This window comes from Roseibium salinum, assembly GCF_026240905.1.
In the GTDB taxonomy this organism is placed as follows: domain Bacteria; phylum Pseudomonadota; class Alphaproteobacteria; order Rhizobiales; family Stappiaceae; genus Roseibium; species Roseibium salinum.
Genome location: NZ_JAPEVI010000003.1, coordinates 3289272 through 3311303 on the forward strand (window position 1 = coordinate 3289272; position 22032 = coordinate 3311303).

Below are 22032 nucleotides of genomic sequence, written 5' to 3' on the forward strand. Positions count from 1 at the left end.
TGATCGCTCAGATGCGGTCGCTGAACCGGCCGGTGCAATCGAAGGACCGGCCATCGAGTTTCACCTTCAGGCGCGCATCATAGGTCGCACCGCTATTGCCGAGGGTCACCTTGCCAAGCGTTGCCGTGCCGTCCTTTTCGAGGGTGAAGTCGCCGCCCTGGCTGACATTGGTGCTGCCGCTACCGCCGGAGCTTTCGACGGTCATCCGGTAGGATCCACTGGCGCCGGCCTCGCCTTCGATGCGGCCCTGGAGAACTGTCATCGATCCGTTGGCGCTTTCGACGATTTCACAGCGCGGGCCTTCACCGTCCACACCGTTTCCGGCAGCCCAGACAGCCGTACCGGCAAGCAGGGCGAACGTTCCGGCGAGGAGAGGTTTGGAATACTGCAACATGGGTCTTGCTCCTGTTCGACGACGGCCGGGACGGGTCCCGGCCTGTCGAGAAGAATTCTCAATGGGCCCGTCCGTTCCTTATGGACAGGTCTGCACGAAAGCGGCGACATTGCCGGATCCGGCCTGGGAGACGTTGGCATTGCAGCCGTTGCCGACCTGGACACCGGCGGCAATGTTGCCGTTGCCGTCCTGGGTCATGATCGCGGTGTGGTTTCCACCGAACTGGCCAACGCCGGCAGCATTGTCACGACCGTTCTGCCAGGTGTCCGCATGGTTATCGTAACCGTTTTGGCCGACAGCCGCGGTATTGCGGCGCCCGAACTGCCGGTTGACCGAATTGTTGTAATAGCCGTCCTGGAAAATGCCGATGGCATTGCGAGACCCGACCTGTTTGCCGCCTGCGCTGTTGCCGAAGCCGTACTGGTCGATGGTAATGCCGCCGGCCATGGCCGGAGCCGCAAAGGCACCAAGGGCGAGAGTGGTTGCGGCGGAAATCAAAAATCTGCGGATCATTGTCTCAATCCTCTGTCCTGGTTGAAAACCGTGTCGTGATGACGTGAACAGGATTAGCAATGCGTCCCGGAACTCAGAGTGAACCGGGCGTTCAGATTTCGTTCATAAACGGACAATCGGCAATTTCTGTGAAATTCGGCCGGAAGACCCGAGGCGGTCAGGCCGCAAGTTCCTTGAGGGGCAGCGGCCTGTCGAACAGGTAGCCCTGCATGAATCCGCATCCGGCCTCGACGAGAAACGCTTTCTGCTGCTCGGTTTCGACCCCTTCGCCGATGGTCTGCATGCCCATTTCCCTGGCAAGGCCCAGAAGGGAACGCACCAGCGTGTCGGCTTCTTCGTCGACGCCGATACGGGAGACGAAACTGCGGTCGATCTTCATCGTGTCGAAGCGGAACTTGTGCAGGTAGCTCATGCTGGAATAGCCGGTTCCAAAGTCGTCTATGGCAAGGACCACCTTGAGATCGCGCAGCTTTTCCAGCGTCTCGCGCGTCGATTGGCCCTCTTCCAGCATCAGGCTTTCGGTGATTTCCAGAACGAGGCGCTCGGGCGAAAAATCGTACCGCCTGAGGAGTGTCTCGACCAGTTCGGCAAAACCCGGCTTCCGGATTTGACTGGTACAGACATTGACCGAAACGCCGGCTTTCTGCCAGCCGCAGGCATCCTTGAGCGCGCGTTCGAGAACCCAGGCACCGATGTCCGGCATCATCCCTGCCTCAAGGGCGATCGGGAGGAACCGGTCAGGCGGCACGAGCCCGCGTTCGGGATGCCGCCATCTGATCAGCGCCTCGAAATAGGCGGTTTCTCCCGTCCCGGCCCGGACGATCGGCTGATAGAACAGCTCGAATTCATGGTTGCGAAGCGCGGCATCGAGTTCGATGCGGACTTCCCTCTGCTCGCGCAGCATGTCGTCCATGCGCTCGTCGTAAAGGCGGAAGGCGTTCTTGTGCTCCATCTTGCAACGCTGCAGGGCAATGTCCGCCGCGCGGATCAGCTCCTTCAGCGTGCTTCCGTGGTCGGGAAAGCGGGCGATACCGGCGCTGCAGGAAGCGTCGATACGCTTGCCTTCGAACTCGACCGGTCGGCTCAAGGCCTGGAGAAGGTCACGGATGTCTTGAAGAGCGTTGTTACCGGTGCCCCACCGGTCCGTCAGGATGACGAATTCGTCGCCGCCGATGCGGCCGACAAGCCCGTCAGGGCCCAGCGCCCGGCTGATGCGCCGAGATTGCTCGAGGATCAACTGGTCGCCGGCCGAGTGGCCGTGAACGTCGTTCACCTGCTTCAGGCTGTCGAGATCGAGATAGATGATCGCGGCTGGATTTCCCGCCGCATCCCTGGCGTCCAGCCACCTTGCCGCCGCCGAATGGAAGTATCCCCGCGACGCAAAGCCCGTCAGGAAGTCGTGATCGGCCGCATAGCGCGCTTCCTGCTCCCTTTGCTCAAGGCGGGCTTTGGCATTTGCGTTCTGGCGCAGGGTCATCAGCGTGATCGTCAGGATCATTCCCAGCGAGATGACCAGGATCGGGAGCGAACTTGCGATGATGGCGGAGGCCCGGCTCATGGGATACCACGCCAGATGGCCCAGAACCTGGCCCGACTTGCCGGCCAGCGGGACCGAGATCATGTCCTCCGGGACCTGCCTGGCGAAGATCAGATTGTCGAGTGACAGGCTCGCGAGCAGGCTGCCGAGATGGATGGCATCGATCTCAAAGGTCGTGACCAGAATGTTCGGCGGGCCGTGAACCATTTTGATGCCGCCCGGATCGGGCACGACGGCGAAGGCGGCAGCAAGGTTGGGGCGGCCGTCAATCTCGACGATATCCACGCCTGCGACATCAGAAAGCCTGCCCGCAAAACGCACCTCGCCGCCGCCGGTGGTGACGAGGCCATGCTGATAGGTATTCCGGATCTTTTCGACGGTCCCTCCGAGAATTTCCCGGATCCTGGCCGTGGACAGTTCCGGCACGCCGGCACCAGGGGCATTTGCCGCGAAAATCACCTCCAGGTTTCTGCCGACGAGAGCCATGCGGTCGTAGGCAATATTCTGAGCCATGTCAGCGCCGAACCGGTGTTTGATCCAGTCCATCGACTTTGCGGTTTCTATGTTCTGGTAGGCGGCATTCGAGGCGGCGTAGCGCTCCATGTCCGTCAACAGGACCTGCTTGTGGTTCTCGAAGACGCGGGAGACGGATTTCAGTTCTCTTGCAGCCGCCTGTTGCTCGGCGACAAGGACCTTGAACAGGACGACGCCGAACGAAAGGATGACGGCGCAGAACATCACGATGATGACCAGGCCGGACGGAATGCCCGCAATGCCGTTCTGGGGCAAAGCTCCAGCAGAACGCGAGGCCGGTTCTCCGGCGGGAACCGGGCCGATATTGCCTGCCTTTTCAGACCAGTTGAGCATCCCTTATCCATAAACCCGCTGGCGCGTCCGGAACCTCCCGCGTACTAGGCGACGCTGACGAGATTCTCCGGCACTTTTCCGGCGACCACCTTTTCCGCATTCAGGTGAAGCTGCCTGAATGCAAGTAATTCCAGGAGCGATACAAGCGCGTAAAGTTTTCGATTTGGTTAGGGACATTGCTTAAAACAAAAGACCGGAGCGGTTTGCCGCTCCGGTCCTGTCATTTCCCGACTGGGACGGGAAGTTTACAGCTTGTCGGTCACGACAGTCGTCACCGCGCCTTCCGGCTCCTTCGTGATCACCGGATCGGACCCGCCGGACAACAGCGAGTCCACCGTGCGCTGGTAGGCATCCATGTCGAGCTTGCCGTCGGAACCGTCGACCAGTTTCACGATCTCGCTCACCATGCGGACCTGATGTTTTTCGGTCTGGGCACCGGTCGCATCGTTTTCAAGAACGATCTCGGCAGCCTCTTCCGGGTTTTCGGCCGCATAGGCCCAGCCCTTCATCGACGCCCTCACGAAGCGGGCAAGCTTGTCGACCATGGCCGGATCTTCCAGGCTGGATTCCAGCACATAGAGACCGTCCTCCAGCGTGGCGACGCCCTGGTCTTCATATTTGAAGACGATCAGGTCTTCGGCCGGAATGCCTGCATCGATCACCTGCCAGTATTCGTTATAGGTCATGGTGGAGATGCAATCGGCCTGCTTCTGCAGAAGCGGATCGACATTGAAGCCCTGCTTCAGAACGGTCACGCCTTCCGGCCCACCATCCGTCGGGATGCCGAGCTGGCTCATCCAGGACAGGAACGGGTATTCGTTGCCGAAGAACCAGACGCCAAGGGTTCTCCCCTTGAAATCCTCCGGAGACGTGATGCCGGTGTCCTTGAGGCAGGTGAGCATCATGCCGGACTTCTTGAACGGTTGGGCGATGTTGACCAGCGGCACGCCTTTTTCGCGGGATGCGAGCGCGGAGGGCATCCAGTCGACGATGACGTCCGCGCCACCGCCTGCGATCACCTGCGGAGGAGCTATATCCGGCCCACCCGGCTTGATGGTCACATCCAGGTCTTCCTCCTCGTAAAAGCCCTTGTCCTGCGCGACATAGTAGCCGGCAAACTGGCCCTGAGTGACCCATTTGAGCTGCAGTGTCAGCTCGTCCGCGGCGTTTGCCGCGCCTGAGGCCAGACCTGCCCCCAACACGGACGCAAGCGCCAGACTTTTCAATACCTTCATTGCAATTCCCCTACTGGTTTCGGGCATGACCTTATCCGGCCTGCCTCTCTCTGGAACTTTCAACCCCTGGAGCGTCCTGCATTCAGAACAACGCAGGCAGCATGCTCCAACCCGTCAATGACAATCAACAGTCTGCCTTCATGCCTAAACGCATGAAGCCAGGTTGACCTCACCGGTCCGATACAATCCGGCTCCCAACCCGCCGTATCGGACATTTGGCAATCTGGCCACCGCAGGAGCGTGCGGACATTCACGCCTCTTTGCACTCCATGCTGACCAAATGGTCAAGAAAATCTAGAAAGCTGCCATGTCACTGGTCAAGGTGATTTTTTAGTCAATGCGCTTTGAGGCCGAAAACTTCCGGGAAGACGGCTCGCGTGACGCAGCGGCAGACCTATTGCGGGCCGGTTTTGTGATGTCCGCCGCCGAGTGCCAGGCGCATCTGTTTTTCGATTTCGACCAGGGCGAAGAATGCCACGCCGATGGCGACAAGCAGAACCCCGTCGGAGAACGGCACGGCGTGCGTCCCGAAGACGGACTGCATGAGAGGCACATAGGTGATGGCGAATTGTGCCGCCGTGACCGCAATGACGCATGCCCAGACGACCTTCGTCCCCTTTGCCGCTTTCCAGGTGAGTGACGTGCCGTAAATGTTGCGGATGAAGAAGAGATGGAAGATCTCCAGCACCACGAGCATGTTCATCGCCATGGTCTGCGCCAGCGCCTGTTCGTAGCCGCGGGCCGTGGCATAGGTGAAAACTCCGAAGACCGCGGCGAGAAACAGCGCCGAGACGAAGGCGATGTGCCAGACCAGTCCGCCGGTGAGCAGTGGCTCGTCACGAGGGCGCGGCGGTCGGCGCATGCTGCCGGGCTCGGACGGTTCGAAAGCCAAGGCAAGCCCGAGTGTGACGGCCGTGACCAGGTTGACCCAGAGAATCTGCACCGCCGTGATCGGCAGGGCGAGGCCCGCCAGGAGCGCGACGACGATGGTCATGGCTTCGCCCGCGCTCGTGGGCAGGGTCCAGCTGATGACCTTCTTGATGTTGTCGTAGACGGTCCGCCCTTCGCGTACGGCCGCCGCGATCGAGGCGAAATTGTCATCGGCCAGCACCAGTTGCGCGGCCTCCTTTGCAGCTTCACTGCCCCTGCGGCCCATGGCAATGCCGGCGTCGGCCCGCTTGAGCGCGGGTGCATCGTTGACGCCGTCGCCGGTCATCGCCACGGTCAGGCCATGGGATTGCAGCGCGGTGACGAGGCGCAGCTTGTCGGCAGGCGAGGTGCGCGCAAAGATGTCCGTCGCCACGACCGCCCCTGCAAGGGCGATGTCGTCCATCGCCGCGATGTCCGCGCCGGTCAGCACCTGCTCGTGGTTCTTCAGCCCGATCATCGCGGCGATGGCCCGGGCCGTTGCCGCGTGATCGCCGGTGATCATCTTCACGCGGATGCCGGCCGCATGACACTCTGCGACAGCTTCGACCGCCTCGGAGCGGGGCGGGTCGATCAGGCCGATCAGGCCGATCAGCGTCAGCCGGCGATCGAGATCGGCGGCGTTCAGGGTCGTATGGTCCTGCGGCATGGCGCGCACCGCAACCGCGAGCACCCGTTGGCCTACGGTGGCAAGCTCCTCGACCATGGCATGCCAATGGGCCTCGGCCAGGGGTTCCGTTCCGCCGCCATCGGCGCGCTGGTCGGCACACAGGGCCAGAACCGCTTCCGGCGCGCCCTTGACGTGAATGCAGGCATGACCCTCGCGATCGTGGTGCAGCACGACCATATAGCGATGCGCGGCATCAAAGGGAATTGCATCGCTCCGGCTCCAGTTGCCAAACGGCTCCGCCCCCCACCGGTGATCTTGCCCGCAAGTGCCATCAGGGCACCCTCCATCGGGTCGCCTTCCACGCGCCACTCGCCATGCGTGCCGTGAAGCACCGCATCGTTGCAAAGTCCCGCGGCCCGGGCGAACTCCATCAGGACGGCATGTTCATGGGGATATACGTCCGCCTCGCGCCAGCGCACCGCGCCTTCAGGTGCGTAGCCATTGCCACCCACCGAATAGACGTGTTCCGCGGACGCAAGCGTCGCCGCCATCATTTCGTTACGGGTCAGCGTGCCCGTTTTGTCGGTGCAGATAACCGAGACCGAACCCAGCGTTTCGATCGCCGGCAGGCGGCGGACGATGGCGTTTCGCCGCGCCATGGCCTGCACGCCGACGGCCAGGGTGATCGTCAGAACCGCCGGCAGGCCTTCCGGGATGGCAGCGACGGAGAGACCGACAACGGCCATGAAAAGATCGGCGAACGGCAGATGACCGACGAAATAGCCGTAAACCAGCAAACCAGCCGCGCTGAGGAGAATGAACAAGGTGAGCCAGCGGGCGAAGGTGTCCATCTGGCGGACGAGCGGCGTCGTCAGCGAAGTCACCTCGGACAGCATGCCGCTGATCCGGCCGATCTGGGTACCCTTCCCGGTGGCCACAACCACGCCCCGCCCCGTTCCTGCGGCAACCAGCGTGCCGCTGAAGAGCATCGACGTCCGGTCTCCGAGCACGGCCTCTTCAGCCACCGGCGCCGTGTCCTTTTCAACCGGCACGGACTCGCCCGTCAGGATCGCCTCTTCGGCCTTCAGGCTGCGGGCTTCGATCAGCCGCAGATCGGCGGAAACACGGTCGCCCGCCTCGATCAGCACGACGTCGCCCGGCACGAGACCTTCGGCGTCGACGCTTTGCCGCCGCCCGTCGCGCAGCACGGCCGAGCGCGGCGCGAGCATGCCGCGGATTGCCTCCATCGCCTGTTCGGCGCGGCCTTCCTGGACGAAACCGATCACCGCATTGGCAATCACAACCGCCAGGATGACCCCGGTATCCACCCAGTGCTGCAGCGCGGCCGTGACTATGGCCGAGCCGATCAGCACGTAGATCAGCACGTTGTGGAAATGCGCGAGAAACCGCAGAATCACGCTGCGCCTTGGCGGTTCGGGCAGCCGGTTCGGCCCGTGGCCACTCAGGCGGCGCGCGGCCTCCGCGGAGCTAAGCCCGGTTTCGGCTGCGTCCAGGGCGCGAAGCGCCTCGTCCGCCGACTGCGCGTGTACGCTCTTTGGAGGCACGTGCCTGTTCATCGATTTCCAATCCCGCCCGATCATACCTGCTACTTGTAGGTGCACGCGCCAGGATCAAGAGCCATTGGCACGGGCCCACTGAATACATTTCAGGTGATGCAACGCTATGAGAGAAGCGGCCGGGCGCGTATGACCTGGATCAACGGTTTCATTGCCGCACCATCCAGCGGCATCCGTGGCGCTGAACCGGTTCGCCGGTGCGCTCGCCATGAGAACGACAGCATCGAAATCCGAAAATTAGGAATATGTTTACTGTCATTATTTACTATACTTGCTACACCATGATGGCGATTAGTCTACTTCCGATTTCGGCGCTGGATTTCTCAACAGCATTGAAGATTAGCAAACAATACCGAGGGGGCATTATTGTTTCAGTCGGGATGGGGCAAGTCAGGATACCAAAATATCGCACGCATAAGTTTAGTAGAGGTTGCGCGGCCACAATTTTTCATTTTTGTCTTCAAAATAAGACTTTTTTAAGCTTATTTTTTGACTTCTTTACTAGTATTGCTTCCGTGATTCGCTGTTTCAACACTCGATCATGGTGTTTCGAAATCTGGAGGCCGTATTGACGGATCAAGTGACCACCAACCCGCTCGAACTCACTGCTCCGCCAAAGTCCGCGCGAACCGGGCTCGGTGCGAAGGAAAAAGGCTCGGCTGCAGTCAGACCGGAAGACATCAAACCGCCCGTGCGCAGCGATCTCGGAACGATCCTGCTGCACTGGACGCTGGTTGTCGCGATCTTCGTCAGTTTGCTGACCGGCCTCAGGCTTTCCTCGGATGCGGAGGGCGCCTGGTTCTCGAAACTGTTCGAGCCGATCCTTCCCCAGGGCGAAATCTGGACGTGGCACTATGTATCGGCGGTATTCGTGCTGGCGCTCATATTTTCCTATGCCGCCTATATGTCGCTCGCCCGACTGAAACGGCGCATTTCGTCAAAAAAGATCGTGGTCCTGACACTGCCGGCAAGCAACAAGCTGCGCATTGCCGCAGTCAATGTCATTGCCTACTGGATCCTCTTCGCCGCGGTGGTCACGCTGACGGCAACGGGGGTCCTGCTTTATGTCGGCCATGGCGGCATCTGGGTAACCGTGCATTACACCTCGGCCCTGGTGGTGCTGACTTATATCGTCGCGCATGTCATCCTTCACTATGCCTATGGCGGCATCGCACAGTTGCTGCGGCTGTTCCGGCCGCAGGCACTGCGCCGGTTTCCCGGCATGGCTGTCCACCCGCTTGGCATCTCGCTGGCCATCGGAGCCGTCATCATCGCCGGTGCCGTCACCCTCGATTTCGGCAGCCGGCAAGATCTGGTCGTGGCGAGTGCGGCGGAACTTCCGGTCCTTGACGGCGACCTCAGCGATGAGGTGTGGCAGGACGCCAGACCCGTTTTCGTGAGGACGCAACAAGGTTCGAACCTCAGCGGAACGGGCGAGTCCACCGTCGAGGTCCGCGCCCTCCGCGTCGGCGACAAGATCGCCTTCGCCTTTCGCTGGGAGGACGCCACCCGGTCCCTGAAAAGGCACCCGGTCGTCAAGACCGAAGAGGGCTGGCGCATGCTGAACAACCGTGCGGACCTGTCGGACGAAACAGCCTATTACGAAGACAAGTTCTCCGTTGCCTTCTCCAAGTCCGATGCCTTCGGTGGCGGTGCCAGCACGCATATGGGCCCCAAGCCGCTTTCGGACAAACCCAAGGCTTTCCACGGGCGTGGCCTCCACTATACGACCGACGGCAGCCTGCTGGATGTCTGGCAATGGAAGGCAGCCCGCGGCGGCATGCTGGGCAAGGTCGACGACATGTGGTTCGGCACACCGCTTGAGCCAAGCGCGGACCACGTGGCAGGCAAGAGCCGCTACAGCGCCGGGTACAGCGCCGACGAAGGCAAGGCCTTCTACGTCTACAATTACATCGGCGACCCCGAGACCCATTATCACGGCACGGTCGGCGTCCAACGCCTCCCCGTCGACTACACGAAAACCGCTGCCCTCATGGGAAATATCGACCTGTCGGTGGAATCAAGCGAAGACGAGGGATCGCAGTGGTGGATGTTAGAGGAGGAAAGCGTCCCCTACTCCGAAGAGAAGGACGCCGAGATCCCCGTCGGCACCGTTATTCCGGGCGTGCTGATCCAGGGGGAATATGCCGGAAGCCGGGCCGACCTCATGGGCGGATCCGAATGGCATGACGGCTACTGGACGCTGGAAGTCATCCGCGACATGGATACCGGCCATCACCAGGACCTTGCCATGGAAGACGGCCTGTTCGTCTGGCTGTCCGTTTTCGACCATAACCAGACGCGCCACACACGCCATTCGCGTCCGGTCCGCCTGACACTCAACTGATCGCCCTTCACCACGGACACGCCAATATGTCGAAAAGCACCTGCACCGTCACCATCAACGGCAAGAAGATCAAGGCCAATGTCGGGGATACGCTGATTGATGCCGGCCTCGGCGGACGTCTGGTCCTGCCGCATGACTGCTGCTCCGGCCAGTGCGAAACCTGCCGGGTGCGCGTGCTGAGCGGCGGCGTCGACGATCTGGGAACGCGGGAGAAGGACACCGTGCTCGGCTGCCTGGCGGTGCTGGAGGGCGACGCGGAGATTTCCTACGACCCCGTGCCGATCGTGAAGACCACCAAGGGCGTCGTGGAGTCCATTCGGGAAGTCAAGGAAGACTACCTTGAGATCCGCGTCCGGGTGGCCAGGCCGGTCACATGGCTTCCGGGCCAGTACCTGCGCGCGACCTTCGCCGGCTATCCGCCGCGGGACTACAGCCCGACAACGCCGCTCAACCTCGATGCGGAGCAGGACGTCATCGTCTTTCACATCAAGGTGTATCCGGACAGTATCGTCTCCTCGAAGCTGGGCAAGGAAATCGGCAAGGGCCACGCCGTCAAACTGCGCGGACCGTTCGGCAATGCGTTTCTGCGCCGCCAGCCCGAGCCGATCATCCTGACGTCGACCGGCACCGGATTTGCGCCCATCTGGTCGATTGCCGTCGCCGCAAGCATGGGTCAGCCGAAGCGGGAACTGAAACTGGTCGTGGGGTCGCGTGCCCGGGACGGTCTCTACATGCGCGACGCCGTGCGCTGGCTGCGCCACCGGGGCATTGCGATCACGCTGACGGCAAGCGACGGGGATGACGACACGGTCATGACGGCCCGGCCGCATGAACTGGTCGGCGACATCACCGAAAACCACATCGTCTATTCCGCCGGTGCCCCCTCGCATGTGGAAACCATGCGCGAACTGGCACGGCAGGCCGGCGCGACCTTCTACGCCGATCCATTCTATGTCGCCGAGGAAGACAAGGGCGTTCTGGCATTCGCCGGCTCCCTGTTCCGGAAGGCGGCGGCGCCGTTCACGACGGCGACAGCCGGCTAGGTTTTTGAACTCACAAAATTGAATGTAACTGTTAAGCCCGAACCGGCCCCGGATCCGGATCCGGCTCACCGAGCGTCCAGGAACGGCGCGTGAGGACCACGCGGCCGGTCCCGTCGCATCAAAGCGGTCGCGCTGGAAGCGAACCCGCACGAGCGGGCCAGGCCTGACTTTCGTGCGCCCGGCGTGACGCGGCGGCTTCAAGACGGCCCTGTTCCACAAACACTTGCGTGTATCGGGTTTTTGCCGGGATGAGGCAGTTCAGAAGGAGAGCCTTTTGCCGCGACGGCGAGGCCTGATGCTCAAGGACCTCAAGGCCCCCGGACCCGGCTTTTATTGAGCAACGGTCGACAGCGACTGTTCGCAGGCAAAGATCAGTTCTTCGGCCTGGGCGACAGGCATCGGCCGTCCCAGGAAATAGCCTTGCGCCTCGTTGCAGCCGATGTCCTTAAGCATATCCAGCAGCTGGCGGGTTTCGACACCCTCGGCCGTTGTCGTCATGTCGAGGTTTTTCGCCAGCTCGATGACGGCTTTCACGATAGAAATCGAATCGTCCGAATAGGCCATCGACCGGACGAAGGACTGGTCGATCTTGATCTTGTCAAACGGGAAGCGACGGAGATAGCTCAGCGAGGAATAGCCCGTTCCGAAATCATCCATCGACACTTTGACGCCGAGCGACTTGGCCTGGTGCAGGGCGTCCAGGACCTCGTCGGAATCGGTCAGAAGCACGCTTTCGGTGACCTCCAGTTCCAGGCGGTCCGCCCGCAGACCGGACTTCGCAAGTGCCTCGATGAGCACCGGGCCGAAGGCATGTCCGCGCAGCTGCCGGGGTGAGAGGTTCACCGCCATTCGCAGATGCCGCGGCCAGCCGGCCGCGATCCGGCAGGCCTCGGTCAGCACCCATTGGCCGAGCTGCGTGATCAAGCCAGTATCCTCGGCAAGGGGAATGAAATCTCCCGGAGACACCAGTCCGCGCGTCGGATGGTTCCAGCGGACCAGCGCTTCGAAGCCGGATATCGCATAGTTGTCCAGGCTGTATTGCGGCTGGAAATACAGCTCCATCTCGCCATTGGCGACAGCATTTCTGAGATCGGAGATGAGTTCACGGCGGTCGTTCACCGCAATTCCCATGTCGGTTTCGAAGAACCGATGCGTGTTGCGTCCGTCTTCCTTTGCCTTGTAGAGCGCAAGGTCGGCCTGTTTGAACAACTCGTCGCCGACGATACCGTCCCCCTTGGCGACCGAAATGCCGATGCTCACGCCGATGACGATCTCATGATCGGCGATCTGGAATGGCTGCGAGAGCTCCCAGATGATCGACTGCGCCAGTTCATCGACGTCATGCAGATGGGACGGAAGGCCGGTCAGGATGGCGAATTCATCGCCGCCCAGACGCACGACAAGCTCCCCGTCGCCCGCCAGGTCGCGCAACCGGTCCGCCACCTGGCGCAGCAGTTCATCGCCGATCGGGTGGCCGAGGGAGTCGTTGACGGTCTTGAACTCGTCGAGATCGAGGCAAAGAATTGCGAACGGACCGCCTTCGATCTGCTGCCGCTTGAGCAGTATCTCCATCTGGTCGCGGAACTCAATTCTGTTCGGCAATTGGGTCAGAATGTCGTGGCGGGCAAGGAACGCCAGCCGGTCCCGGGCTTCCTGGCGTTCCGTAATGTCTTCGGAGATCGCCACCCAGCCGCCGTCGGCCAGCGGCTGGCGCGTGGTCAGCACGATCCGGCCGGAGTGCAGCTTGACCATTTCGGTGCTTTGCCCGGATGACGCGGCATGGGAATTCGCGTTCCGTTTGTCGCCGAACCTCGCCGTTTCAAGATCAAGTTCCTCGACCTTCTTGAGTGCACGAAGCTCCGCGGCGGTCATTCCTGCCCTCACCGCCTCCGGCTCCAGTTCGAAGAGCTCCTTGTACCGCCTGTTGGAGACGATCAGCCGGCCGTCCGCGTCGAACATGCAAAGGCCGTGGGACATGTTGTTGAGAGCCGCGTCGAAGAGGATGTTCTGCTCGCGCAGCTGGGCTTCCTGCGATTTCAGGATGGTGTTCTTCTCGTGGACCCGGTCGCGCAGGGCATCGCGCTCCTTGACGGACCGCTGCAGGGAGACGACGGATCGGGCAATGTCGCCGACTTCGTCCGGCCGCTCGGTTCCGACGACCTGATTTTCGAAATCGCCGGCAGCGATGCCCGACAGCACACGCGTAATCTTCGTCAGTGGAAGCGTGACCTGGCGGGCGAGAAGGAAGGCCACAGTTGCGAATGCGGCAAGCGCCAGGAGGCCGAAAAGAAACAGCCGATGGAGCAGTTTCGCTTCCTCTTCCGTACCGATCCTGATCAGTTCGTTCTGGGTCTCCGTCAGGGCTTCGATCGGCAGCATGGCGCAAACCGCCAGCGGCGCAACGGGCACGCTGCACCTGATCAGCCTTTCTCCGTTGGCGGTGATGCTGGGCGTGGAGTACGAGCTTTCCAGATCGGCCATGCGGCCGTCGAAATTCGCCCTGGAAATCACCCTGTCGTCATGGAGGAGAGCCAGCTCGAACGAGTTGATGCCCGTCAGATCCCGCAGCATCGGTTCTTGCTCACGCAACCACCGCTGCGCCAGCAGGCCGCCGGTCACATATCCGAAGTCGTCAAAGACCGGCACGAAAATGACCTGGGAAACCGTGTTGACGGCCTCGCCGGGAACGAAGATTCCGGTCTCCGAACGCGGCAGTATTGCCGAATAGGTTTGCTTCCTGCCGGGAATGCTTTCCCTCAGCGATCCGGCAATCTCGTCGTAGAAACCAGTTTCCGGGATGCTGGCGCCGAGCGTGACCAGGTCGGCCTCGTAGGACGATGCGCCAATCACCCGGCCGGTATCATCCAGGACGACGATGCTGTCGACATCCGCCAGCTCTGCCGCCGAGCCCAGCAATTCGGACATGGCCACGACGTTCCGCGAATCGATCGCATTGGCGGTGTCCAGGCGCTCGGCAATTGCGCTCACACGCAGTGCCCTGTCCTGAACCAGGAACTCCAGCCGGGCCCCTGCAAGCTTCACATCCGCGTCGAGCGTCTCGAGCAAGCGGGACCGGGAAAGCTTCAGAAGTTCCGCTTCCTGGCGCTCCATGCTGCTCTCGAGCTGATACGCCACCAGTCCGATCAATCCGCCCAACGCGCATAGCGCTGTAAAGACAGCGCCATACGTGTAATGCCAGAGAATGGACGAGTGACGTGTCATGTCAGGCCATGTGGCTAGTTGGGAGCCGGGACGCCGCCGAAGTTCCGGATCAGCTCACGGGCAGGATCCGACACGGCGTAATCGATGAAGGCTTGCATTTCGCCGTCCATGGTGCCGTCCTTGTAGATCAGTGCCAGGGTCACGGCGCTCGGATAGGCTCCATCGGTCGGATGGTGTCCGTCGATTCTCAATATGGCGAGACCATCTTCCAGCTCCTTCGAATAGGGTCCGAAAGCAACCGCCCCCTCAACTTCCCGTGCGGTCGAGATGGCCTCCTGAGTGGTCAGAGCCGTTTTTGACCGGGGGAAGAACTCCAGGTCTTTCCAGCCGGGCATGGACGCACGCAGCACCTGCAGCGTGCTGTCGGCGTCTTCGCGGCGGACGAGGCGCACGCGCACATCGTTGCCGCCCAGTTCCGACCAGTTGGTGATTTCGCCGGAATAGACCTTCACGAGTTCCTCGCTCGTCAAGCCCTCGATTCCGGCTGAAGGATGGGTGAAGATGGCGCTCGGAATTTTCGCGATCGGAAGATAGACGAGACCGAACTCAATCTCACTGTCCGTCAAGGGACGCGCGACCCGGCCAAGCCGCTCAGCTCCGGAACTGACTGCGGCAATGCCGCCCCCGGAACCGATGCTGGGGGGAATGGACAATTTGATGTCCGGATGCCCGGCGGCGAATCCCGCGCCGATCTCCTGAAGCATATCGAGACCGTCGCCGGTCCCCACGACCTTGAGCTCCGGTTCCGCCAGAACCTGAGGAACCTGCAAAAACATGGCGCTGAATAACGCCGCAAAGCCGAAGGCTAAAACCCGCATGTCTACCACCAATCTCTCTACCCTGTTGCAGGGTGACACATTCAAGTTAATCAAACGCTAATATTAAAGGATAAATTACAATAAACATGTAACAAGCGTCAGTATTCGAAATATAATTTCTATGCCCTCCAACTTTTTTGGTGCGTGAACCAGGAAATATATTCCCACAACCAGTAGTTTCTAATTCTTGACGCGGCCATGCAATCGATTTGCCCCGAATAGACTTTAAATTTTTTCTCTCCCAGTACGTAGTGAACCTTACTTCCACGAGAGTTCGTGCCCATTCGGTTACATCGCACCTAGGAAAGGCTGCAGACTCGCCGATTAGCGTCTTGTTTCTTTTGTCACCAAATTTGCCTTGCCGGCCTGTTCCAGCGCGGGCCGTCAAAGTGCGGCGCCGAAATCGCAACCTTCAGTGGCACCCGGGGCACAAAGCTTTCGCAGGCGCCAACGATAAACTCAGATCCGTAGAGGCGCGGCACTTCGGCGGACGACCAGTTCGACATCGACCATGACGGGAGCCACCGGAGCGTCCCGCATTTCACTGGCGGGATCGATTCGCTCCAGCAGCAAGGCGGCCGCCTTTGTCCCGAGCGCGCGCCTGTCCTGACGGATGGTGGTCAGCGCGGGCACGTAATGCTCGGAAAGCTCGATGTCGTCGAAACCGATCACCGACATATCTTGCGGCACATCGAGCCCGTTTGCGGTCAGGGTGGATATGAGACCGAAGGCAACCTGGTCCGAGGCGCAGAAGACCGCAGTCGGCCTGTCTTCCATGGCCAGGATTCGCTCCGCAGCGTCATGGCCGGATTTCAGGGAAAAGTCGCCCCGGATGATCCATTCGTCCCGGAGCGGAAGGCCAAGGCGCTCGCGCTCCGCCAGCATGCCTTCCCGTCTGGCATGGGTGAGGACGTTGTCCTGCGGGCCGGTGACATGGGCGATTTTCCGGTGACCGAGCCCGTAGAGATGCTGCACGACAAGCTGCGCGCCGCACACATTGTCGCTGCGCACCGAGGGCAGGTCCGAGCCATGCACCCATTCACAGGCAAAGACAATCTTTCCGGAGACGCCGTTGTCGTCGAACTGCTGCATCTGGTCGCTCGACAGCGAGCCGTCCAGGCAGATCATGCCGTCGATCTGCGAGATCCCGGAAATAGTCGACCAGACGTTTTCCCGCACTTGCGTGATCTGTCGTATCGGCGATCAGCACCGCATAGTCGCGCTCGCCGATGACCTCGCTGATGCCGGCCAGGATCTGCGAGAAGAACGGGTTGCCCAGATTGGGCACGAGAACCAGCACCGCGCCCGCCTGCCGTGTCCTGAGGTTCCGCGCGGCGCGGTTGACCCGGTAGCCGGTTGAGCGAATGGCGGCAAAAACGCTCTCGCGGGTCGCTTCGGTCAGAAGTTCAGGATTGCTGAGCGCGCGGCTGACCGTTGCCGTCGAGACCCCCGCCTCCCGCGCAACATCCTGAATTCTTGCATTTTTCTGGACCAAGAACGTCTCCGGTATTTTTTGTTTTCTCAGTGATTGAATTTCCCGGTTGACATGAGCCCCATTCCCGAGAATTATGAATGTAATCGATTACATCGAAAGAAACAACAAAATGTAATCGATTTAAAAAGTGCGGTGGAGGCCGCATCTAAAGGTCAATCGAACCAACCCGTTCGGTGGGAGGATATTATGAAAGCATTATGTGCTGCCTTTGCAGCAACCACTGCAATTTGCGCTGCGACCGCTGCAAACGCGACCGACCTGGAAGTCACCCACTGGTGGACCTCCGGCGGGGAAGCGGCCGCGGTGGCCGAATTCGCCAAGGCATTCGATGCAACCGGCAACAAGTGGGTCGACGGCGCGATCGCAGGCTCGGGCGGCACCGCGCGGCCGGTCATGATCAGCCGCATTACCGGCGGCGACCCGATGGGCGCCACCCAGTTCAACCACGGCCGCCAGGCGGAAGAACTGGTAGAGGCGGGCCTGATGCGCGACCTGAGCGATATTGCCGAGGCTGAAAACTGGCGCGAGGTCATCCGCCCGACCAGCCTGCTCGACAGCTGCACGCTGGACGGCAAGATCTATTGCGTGCCGGTCAATATCCATTCCCAGCAGTGGCTGTGGCTGAACAATTCGGTGTTCGAGGACAACGGTCTGGAAATCCCGAGCAACTGGGACGAATTCGTGGCCGCGGCGCCCAAGCTGGAAGAAGCCGGCATCACTCCGCTGGCGATGGGCCAGCAGCCCTGGCAGACCACCCTGGCGTTCCAGGTCCTTCTGGTCGCCCTTGCCGGACCTGAAACCTACACGAAGATTTTCGGCGACAAGGATGCCGAGCTTGCAGCCGGCCCGGAAATGGCGAAGGTCTTCCAGGCAGCGGCAACGGCACGCGACATGGCCAAGGACTCCAACGTTCAGAACTGGAACGATGCCACCAACATGGTCATCACCGGCAAGGCCGCCGGCCAGATCATGGGTGACTGGGCGCAGGGTGAATTCCAGGTCGCCAATCAGGTGGCCGGCGAAGACTACACCTGCCTGCCGGGCCTCGGCGTGAACGAGGTGATACAGACCGGCGGCGACGCCTTCTACTTCCCGAAAGTGGACGACCCGGCAATCACCGAAGCGCAGGGCGAACTTGCCAAGGTGATGATGTCTCCGGAAGCCCAGGTGGCGTTCAACCTGAAGAAGGGCTCGCTCCCGGTTCGCGGCGACGTGGACCTGGAGGCTGCCAATGACTGCATGCGCAAGGGTCTGGCTATCCTTGACAAGGGCAACATCATCCAGGCACCGGACCAGCTCATGTCCGCCGACAGCCTGGTCCAGGTGAACGACCTCTTCGTCGAGTTCTTCAACAGCCCGTCCATGTCTGCTGAAGACGCCCAGGAACAGTTCGCCGCCATCGTCGGTAGCGCTGACTGACAGGCACGCCGGACCCGGCCACAGATCGGCCAAGTCCGGCACAGGGAACCGCCACCCGGCGTGACGGGTGCAGTGGGCCGGAGCAGACAGATGTTCCGGCACTCCGGCAGCGATCAGCTTTTCCCTAGTCAGGCGTCAGCCTGGGGGCGGGTTGATCCCGGGTGGCGTCCTCCAGCCCCGCGCGCACATGGTGTGCGCGGGGCTGGAGGTTACCGAACACCGCGCATCGACAGGGAAATACAAGGCATGGCCGCAGCAACTGGCCCCGCAAGATGGCACCGCAACATGAGTGCCAAGGTGGCGGCAATTCCGATGATTGCCACCACTCTGGTGGTTTTTGTCGGCGGAACCGCCTGGACGGTCCTCTACTCCTTCACCAATTCCAAGCTTCTGCCCCGGGAAGAATTTGTCGGCCTGTTCCAGTATGAACGGCTCTGGACCAGCAGCAAATGGCTGATTTCGATCGAGAACCTGGCGATTTACGGCATCTTGTCGCTGATATTCGCGCTGGTCATCGGTTTTCTTCTGGCCGCGCTTCTCGACCAGAAAATCCGCTTCGAAGACACGTTCCGCACGATGCTGCTCTATCCCTTTGCGCTGAGCTTCATCGTTACCGGGCTTGCCTGGCAGTGGATCCTCAATCCGGACTTCGGCGTGCAGCACGTGGTGCGCAGCCTCGGATGGGAGAGTTTCACCTTCGACCCGCTCTACAATTCCGACATTGTCATCTACGGAGTGCTGATCGCCGGGCTCTGGCACGAGACCGGACTGATCATGTGCCTGATGCTGGCGGGCCTGCGCGGCATCGACGAAGACATCTGGAAAGCGGCGAAGATCGACGGCATTCCGATGTGGAAGACCTATGTCTTCATCGTCATTCCGATGATGCGCGGCATTTTCATCACCGCGATCGTTCTGATCGCCTCGGGCATCATCAAGGTCTACGACCTGATCGTCGCGCAGACGGGCGGCGGACCCGGCATCTCCTCGGAGGTCCCGGCGAAATACGTCTATGACTCAATGTTCCTGTCGCAGAACCTCGGACAGGGGTTTGCGGCATCCACCATGATGCTGCTGACGGTCGTCATCATCGTCGTGCCATGGGCCTACCTGGAATTCGGAGGCAAGCGGAAATGACCACATCGCCTCATCTTCCCGATCATGCCGTGAAGTACGAAGGCTCCGTGCCCGCAGATATCGCGGGACTGGCGGGGGCAGCCACCGTCGAGCGGGACACGGACGGCCCGTCGGGCCGCAAGCCGCGACCGATCCTCTCCCGCCGCAACATCATCGTCTACGGCACGCTGATCGTGGTCTCGCTCTACTACATGCTGCCGCTCTACGTGATGATCGTGACCTCGCTCAAGGGCATGCCGGAAATCCGTATCGGCAACATCTTTTCCCCGCCAATCGAAGTCACGTTCCAGCCCTGGGTGAAGGCATGGTCGGAGGCCTGCACGGGTCTCAACTGCGACGGCCTTTCCCGCGGCTTCTTCAATTCGGTCCAGATCCTCATTCCGTCCGTGATCCTGTCCATCGCGATCGCATCGGTGAACGGCTATGCCCTCGCCAACTGGCGGTTCAAGGGTGCCGAAACCTTCTTCACGATCCTGATCGTCGGCGCCTTCATTCCCTATCAGGTGATGATCTACCCGATCGTCATCATGCTCAGGGAGGTCGGCCTTTACGGCAGCCTGACGGGACTGGTGATCGTGCACACGATCTTCGGCATGCCGATCCTGACGCTGCTCTTCCGGAACTACTTCGCCTCCGTTCCGCAGGAGCTCTTCAAGGCGGCGCGCGTGGACGGTGCCGGATTCTGGTCGATCTATTTCCGGATCATGGTGCCCATGAGCCTGCCGATCTTCGTGGTGGCGATGATCCTGCAGGTGACCGGCATCTGGAACGACTTCCTGTTCGGCGTGATCTACACCAAGCCGGATCTCTATCCGATGACGGTGCAGCTCAACAACATCGTCAACTCCACGCAAGGGGTGAAGGAATACAACGTCAACATGGCGGCGACCATCCTGACGGGCCTCGTTCCTCTCACCATCTACTTCCTCTCCGGTAAACTCTTTGTCCGCGGCATCGCCGCAGGCGCAGTGAAAGGCTGAAGACAAGTCCCATGGATGCAAGTACGGAAACCAGTATCGCCATCAGAAACCTTTCTCTGAGCTTCGGCCTCCTGGACGTTCTCAAAGACCTGAACCTGGAAGTCGGACAAGGAGAATTTCTCGTGCTGCTCGGCTCGTCCGGCTGCGGAAAGTCGACGCTGCTCAATTGCATTGCCGGGCTTCTGGACGTCACCGGCGGCCAGATCTTCATCGGCGGGCGCAATGTCACCTGGGAAGAACCGTCCAAACGCGGCATCGGAATGGTCTTCCAGAGCTACGCGCTCTACCCGCAGATGACGGTGAAGGGAAATCTCAGCTTCGGCCTGAAGAATGCCGGCGTGCCAAAGGCGGAAATCGAGGAACGCGTCAGCCGGGCGGCCAAGGTCCTGCAGATAGAGCCGCTTCTGGACCGCAAGCCGGCCGCCCTTTCCGGCGGTCAGCGCCAGCGGGCCGCCATCGGACGCGCCCTGGTGCGCGATGCAAATGTGTTCCTGTTCGACGAACCGCTGTCGAACCTGGACGCGAAACTGCGCGCGGATCTGAGGGTCGAGATCAAGCAGCTGCACCAGAAGCTCAGCAACACGATGATCTACGTCACCCACGACCAGATCGAGGCCATGACCCTGGCCGACCGGATCGCCATCATGCGTGGCGGTCAGATCCTCCAGCTTGCCTCGCCGAACGAAATCTACAACCGTCCGGCCAACAAATACGTCGCCCGGTTCATCGGCTCGCCCTCAATGAACTTCTTCGAAGGCACCGTCGACGGCGGCAGTGCCCCACGGTTCATCTTTGCCGACGAAGCGTTCCCTCTCGACGGCTACGAGTTCCAGGACGGGGGAGCCTCGGGTCCTGCCTCCTTCGGCATCCGTCCGGAGCACATGGTCACCGGCACGGAGGCGGAAGCCGCCCCCATCCGGCTGCGGGGGCTGGTCGATCTGGTGGAGCCGCTCGGCTCCGACACACTCGTGCGCGTCAGCGCCAAGGACCAGTTGCTCTGGATCCGCATGGACGGCCTGGCAACGGTCCGGTACGGCGATCCGATCACCGTCGGATTCGACGCGGCCCGCGCAAATCTTTTCGACAAGGTAACGGAAAACCGGCTCTAGGGTCCGCACCCTGGGCCTGCCTTTCCGAGACATCAGGACATATCAAGATGAATGTTTCTTTTCAGCTCTATTCCGCGCGCGAATTCACGCCGTGGGAAACCGTTCTCGAGCGGCTTGCAAAACTCGGCTACACCCAGGTCGAAGGATTTGGCGGCAACTACGAGGACCCGGCGGCCTTCCGCAAGCTCCTCGACGCCAACGGCCTGGCAATGCCCTCCGGACACTTTTTTCCCATGGAACAGTTCGAGGACGACATCAACAAGGTCATCGACACGGCCGGCACGCTCGGCATGAACCGGGTGTTCTGCCCGGCCCTGCCGCCGGATCAGCGCGCTCCCGATGCCGACCGCTGGCAATCGGTCGCCGAGCGGCTCGAGGCCGTCGGTGAGAAGATGCGCGGCGCGGGCTTGCGCTTCGGCTGGCACAACCACGACTTCGAATTCAAGCCCTGCGCCGACGGCCGCCTGCCGATGGACATCCTGCTCACCGCCGCTCCTTCCATCGAATGGGAAGCCGATATCGCCTGGATCGTACGGGGCGGACAGGATCCGCTGGCCTGGATCGAGCGTCATGCCGACCGCATCACCACGGCCCATGTGAAGGACATTGCGTCTGCGGGAGAATGCGTGGACGAGGACGGCTGGGCGGATGTCGGCCATGGCACGCTCGACTGGAAAGGGCTCATGGGCGCCCTGCGCAAGGCGGGCGTCGACCTCTTCGTGATGGAGCACGACAAACCCTCCGATTTCGAACGCTTTGCAAGCCGCTCCATCCAAGCATTCCGTACGTATTAAGGAACAAC

General features: G+C 61.2%; 16 protein-coding genes and 1 pseudogene. 7 read left to right on the forward strand and 10 right to left on the reverse strand.

The window, feature by feature from the left end:
• Positions 1–7: 7 nt before the first annotated feature.
• From csgH to ON753_RS19780, 6 genes and pseudogenes are all read right to left on the reverse strand, one after another.
• On the reverse strand, positions 8–394 hold the full coding sequence (csgH, locus tag ON753_RS19755) for a curli-like amyloid fiber formation chaperone CsgH (RefSeq protein WP_265964703.1): 387 nt from the start codon (positions 392–394) through the stop codon (positions 8–10).
• A gap of 78 nt (positions 395–472) precedes the next feature.
• Positions 473–907: a curlin gene (locus ON753_RS19760; RefSeq protein WP_265964706.1), complete on the reverse strand. Its 435-nt coding sequence runs from the start codon at positions 905–907 to the stop codon at positions 473–475.
• Between the two features lie 157 nt (positions 908–1064).
• Positions 1065–3311, reverse strand: coding sequence for a putative bifunctional diguanylate cyclase/phosphodiesterase (locus tag ON753_RS19765; protein ID WP_265964708.1), 2247 nt, complete (start codon positions 3309–3311; stop codon positions 1065–1067).
• 245 nt (positions 3312–3556) lie between these two features.
• On the reverse strand, positions 3557–4546 hold the full coding sequence (locus ON753_RS19770; protein WP_265964709.1) for an ABC transporter substrate-binding protein: 990 nt from the start codon (positions 4544–4546) through the stop codon (positions 3557–3559).
• A gap of 394 nt (positions 4547–4940) precedes the next feature.
• Positions 4941–6320 carry an HAD-IC family P-type ATPase gene (locus tag ON753_RS19775; RefSeq protein WP_265964710.1) on the reverse strand — a complete coding sequence of 460 codons (1380 nt, stop codon included), beginning with the start codon at positions 6318–6320 and terminating at the stop codon, positions 4941–4943.
• A 362-nt stretch (positions 6321–6682) separates the two neighbouring features.
• Positions 6683–7684: pseudogene (locus tag ON753_RS19780) on the reverse strand (HAD-IC family P-type ATPase); the annotation flags it as partial.
• A 544-nt stretch (positions 7685–8228) separates the two neighbouring features.
• Here ON753_RS19780 and ON753_RS19785 point away from each other — a divergent pair.
• Together ON753_RS19785 and ON753_RS19790 are read left to right on the forward strand one after the other, a co-directional pair.
• Positions 8229–10007 (forward strand): ethylbenzene dehydrogenase-related protein, encoded by a 1779-nt coding sequence (locus tag ON753_RS19785; protein WP_265964711.1) that lies wholly within the window; start codon positions 8229–8231, stop codon positions 10005–10007.
• Between the two features lie 26 nt (positions 10008–10033).
• Positions 10034–11050, forward strand: a complete 1017-nt coding sequence (locus ON753_RS19790) for a 2Fe-2S iron-sulfur cluster-binding protein (protein ID WP_265964713.1) — start codon at positions 10034–10036, stop codon at positions 11048–11050.
• Positions 11051–11380: 330 nt separating this feature from the next.
• Here ON753_RS19790 and ON753_RS19795 read toward each other — a convergent pair whose 3' ends face one another.
• The 4 genes from ON753_RS19795 to ON753_RS19810 form a co-directional block, all read right to left on the reverse strand.
• On the reverse strand, positions 11381–14272 hold the full coding sequence (locus ON753_RS19795; protein ID WP_265964715.1) for a bifunctional diguanylate cyclase/phosphodiesterase: 2892 nt from the start codon (positions 14270–14272) through the stop codon (positions 11381–11383).
• 14 nt (positions 14273–14286) lie between these two features.
• The gene (locus ON753_RS19800) at positions 14287–15090 is read right to left on the reverse strand and encodes a PstS family phosphate ABC transporter substrate-binding protein (RefSeq protein ID WP_265964717.1); all 804 of its coding nucleotides are present in this window, start codon (positions 15088–15090) and stop codon (positions 14287–14289) included.
• A gap of 459 nt (positions 15091–15549) precedes the next feature.
• Positions 15550–16218, reverse strand: a complete 669-nt coding sequence (locus tag ON753_RS19805) for a substrate-binding domain-containing protein (protein WP_265964719.1) — start codon at positions 16216–16218, stop codon at positions 15550–15552.
• On the reverse strand, positions 16130–16585 hold the full coding sequence (locus ON753_RS19810; protein ID WP_265964721.1) for a LacI family DNA-binding transcriptional regulator: 456 nt from the start codon (positions 16583–16585) through the stop codon (positions 16130–16132). Before ON753_RS19810 ends, ON753_RS19805 begins: the two co-directional genes overlap by 89 nt.
• 186 nt (positions 16586–16771) lie before the next feature.
• Here ON753_RS19810 and ON753_RS19815 point away from each other — a divergent pair, with 186 nt between their 5' ends.
• From ON753_RS19815 to ON753_RS19835, 5 genes are all read left to right on the forward strand, one after another.
• Positions 16772–18004: an ABC transporter substrate-binding protein gene (locus ON753_RS19815; protein WP_265964723.1), complete on the forward strand. Its 1233-nt coding sequence runs from the start codon at positions 16772–16774 to the stop codon at positions 18002–18004.
• 246 nt (positions 18005–18250) lie between these two features.
• Positions 18251–19141: a carbohydrate ABC transporter permease gene (locus ON753_RS19820; protein WP_265964725.1), complete on the forward strand. Its 891-nt coding sequence runs from the start codon at positions 18251–18253 to the stop codon at positions 19139–19141.
• Complete coding sequence (locus tag ON753_RS19825; RefSeq protein WP_265964726.1) at positions 19138–20121, forward strand: carbohydrate ABC transporter permease; 984 nt, start codon at positions 19138–19140, stop codon at positions 20119–20121. The genes ON753_RS19820 and ON753_RS19825 overlap by 4 nt, the downstream gene beginning before the upstream one ends.
• Positions 20122–20132: 11 nt before the next feature.
• Entirely contained in the window at positions 20133–21230 is a 1098-nt protein-coding gene (locus tag ON753_RS19830) for an ABC transporter ATP-binding protein (RefSeq protein ID WP_265964727.1), read from the forward strand.
• 47 nt (positions 21231–21277) lie between these two features.
• Positions 21278–22024, forward strand: a complete 747-nt coding sequence (locus ON753_RS19835; protein WP_265964729.1) for a sugar phosphate isomerase/epimerase family protein — start codon at positions 21278–21280, stop codon at positions 22022–22024.
• The last annotated feature ends 8 nt before the right edge of the window (positions 22025–22032 follow it).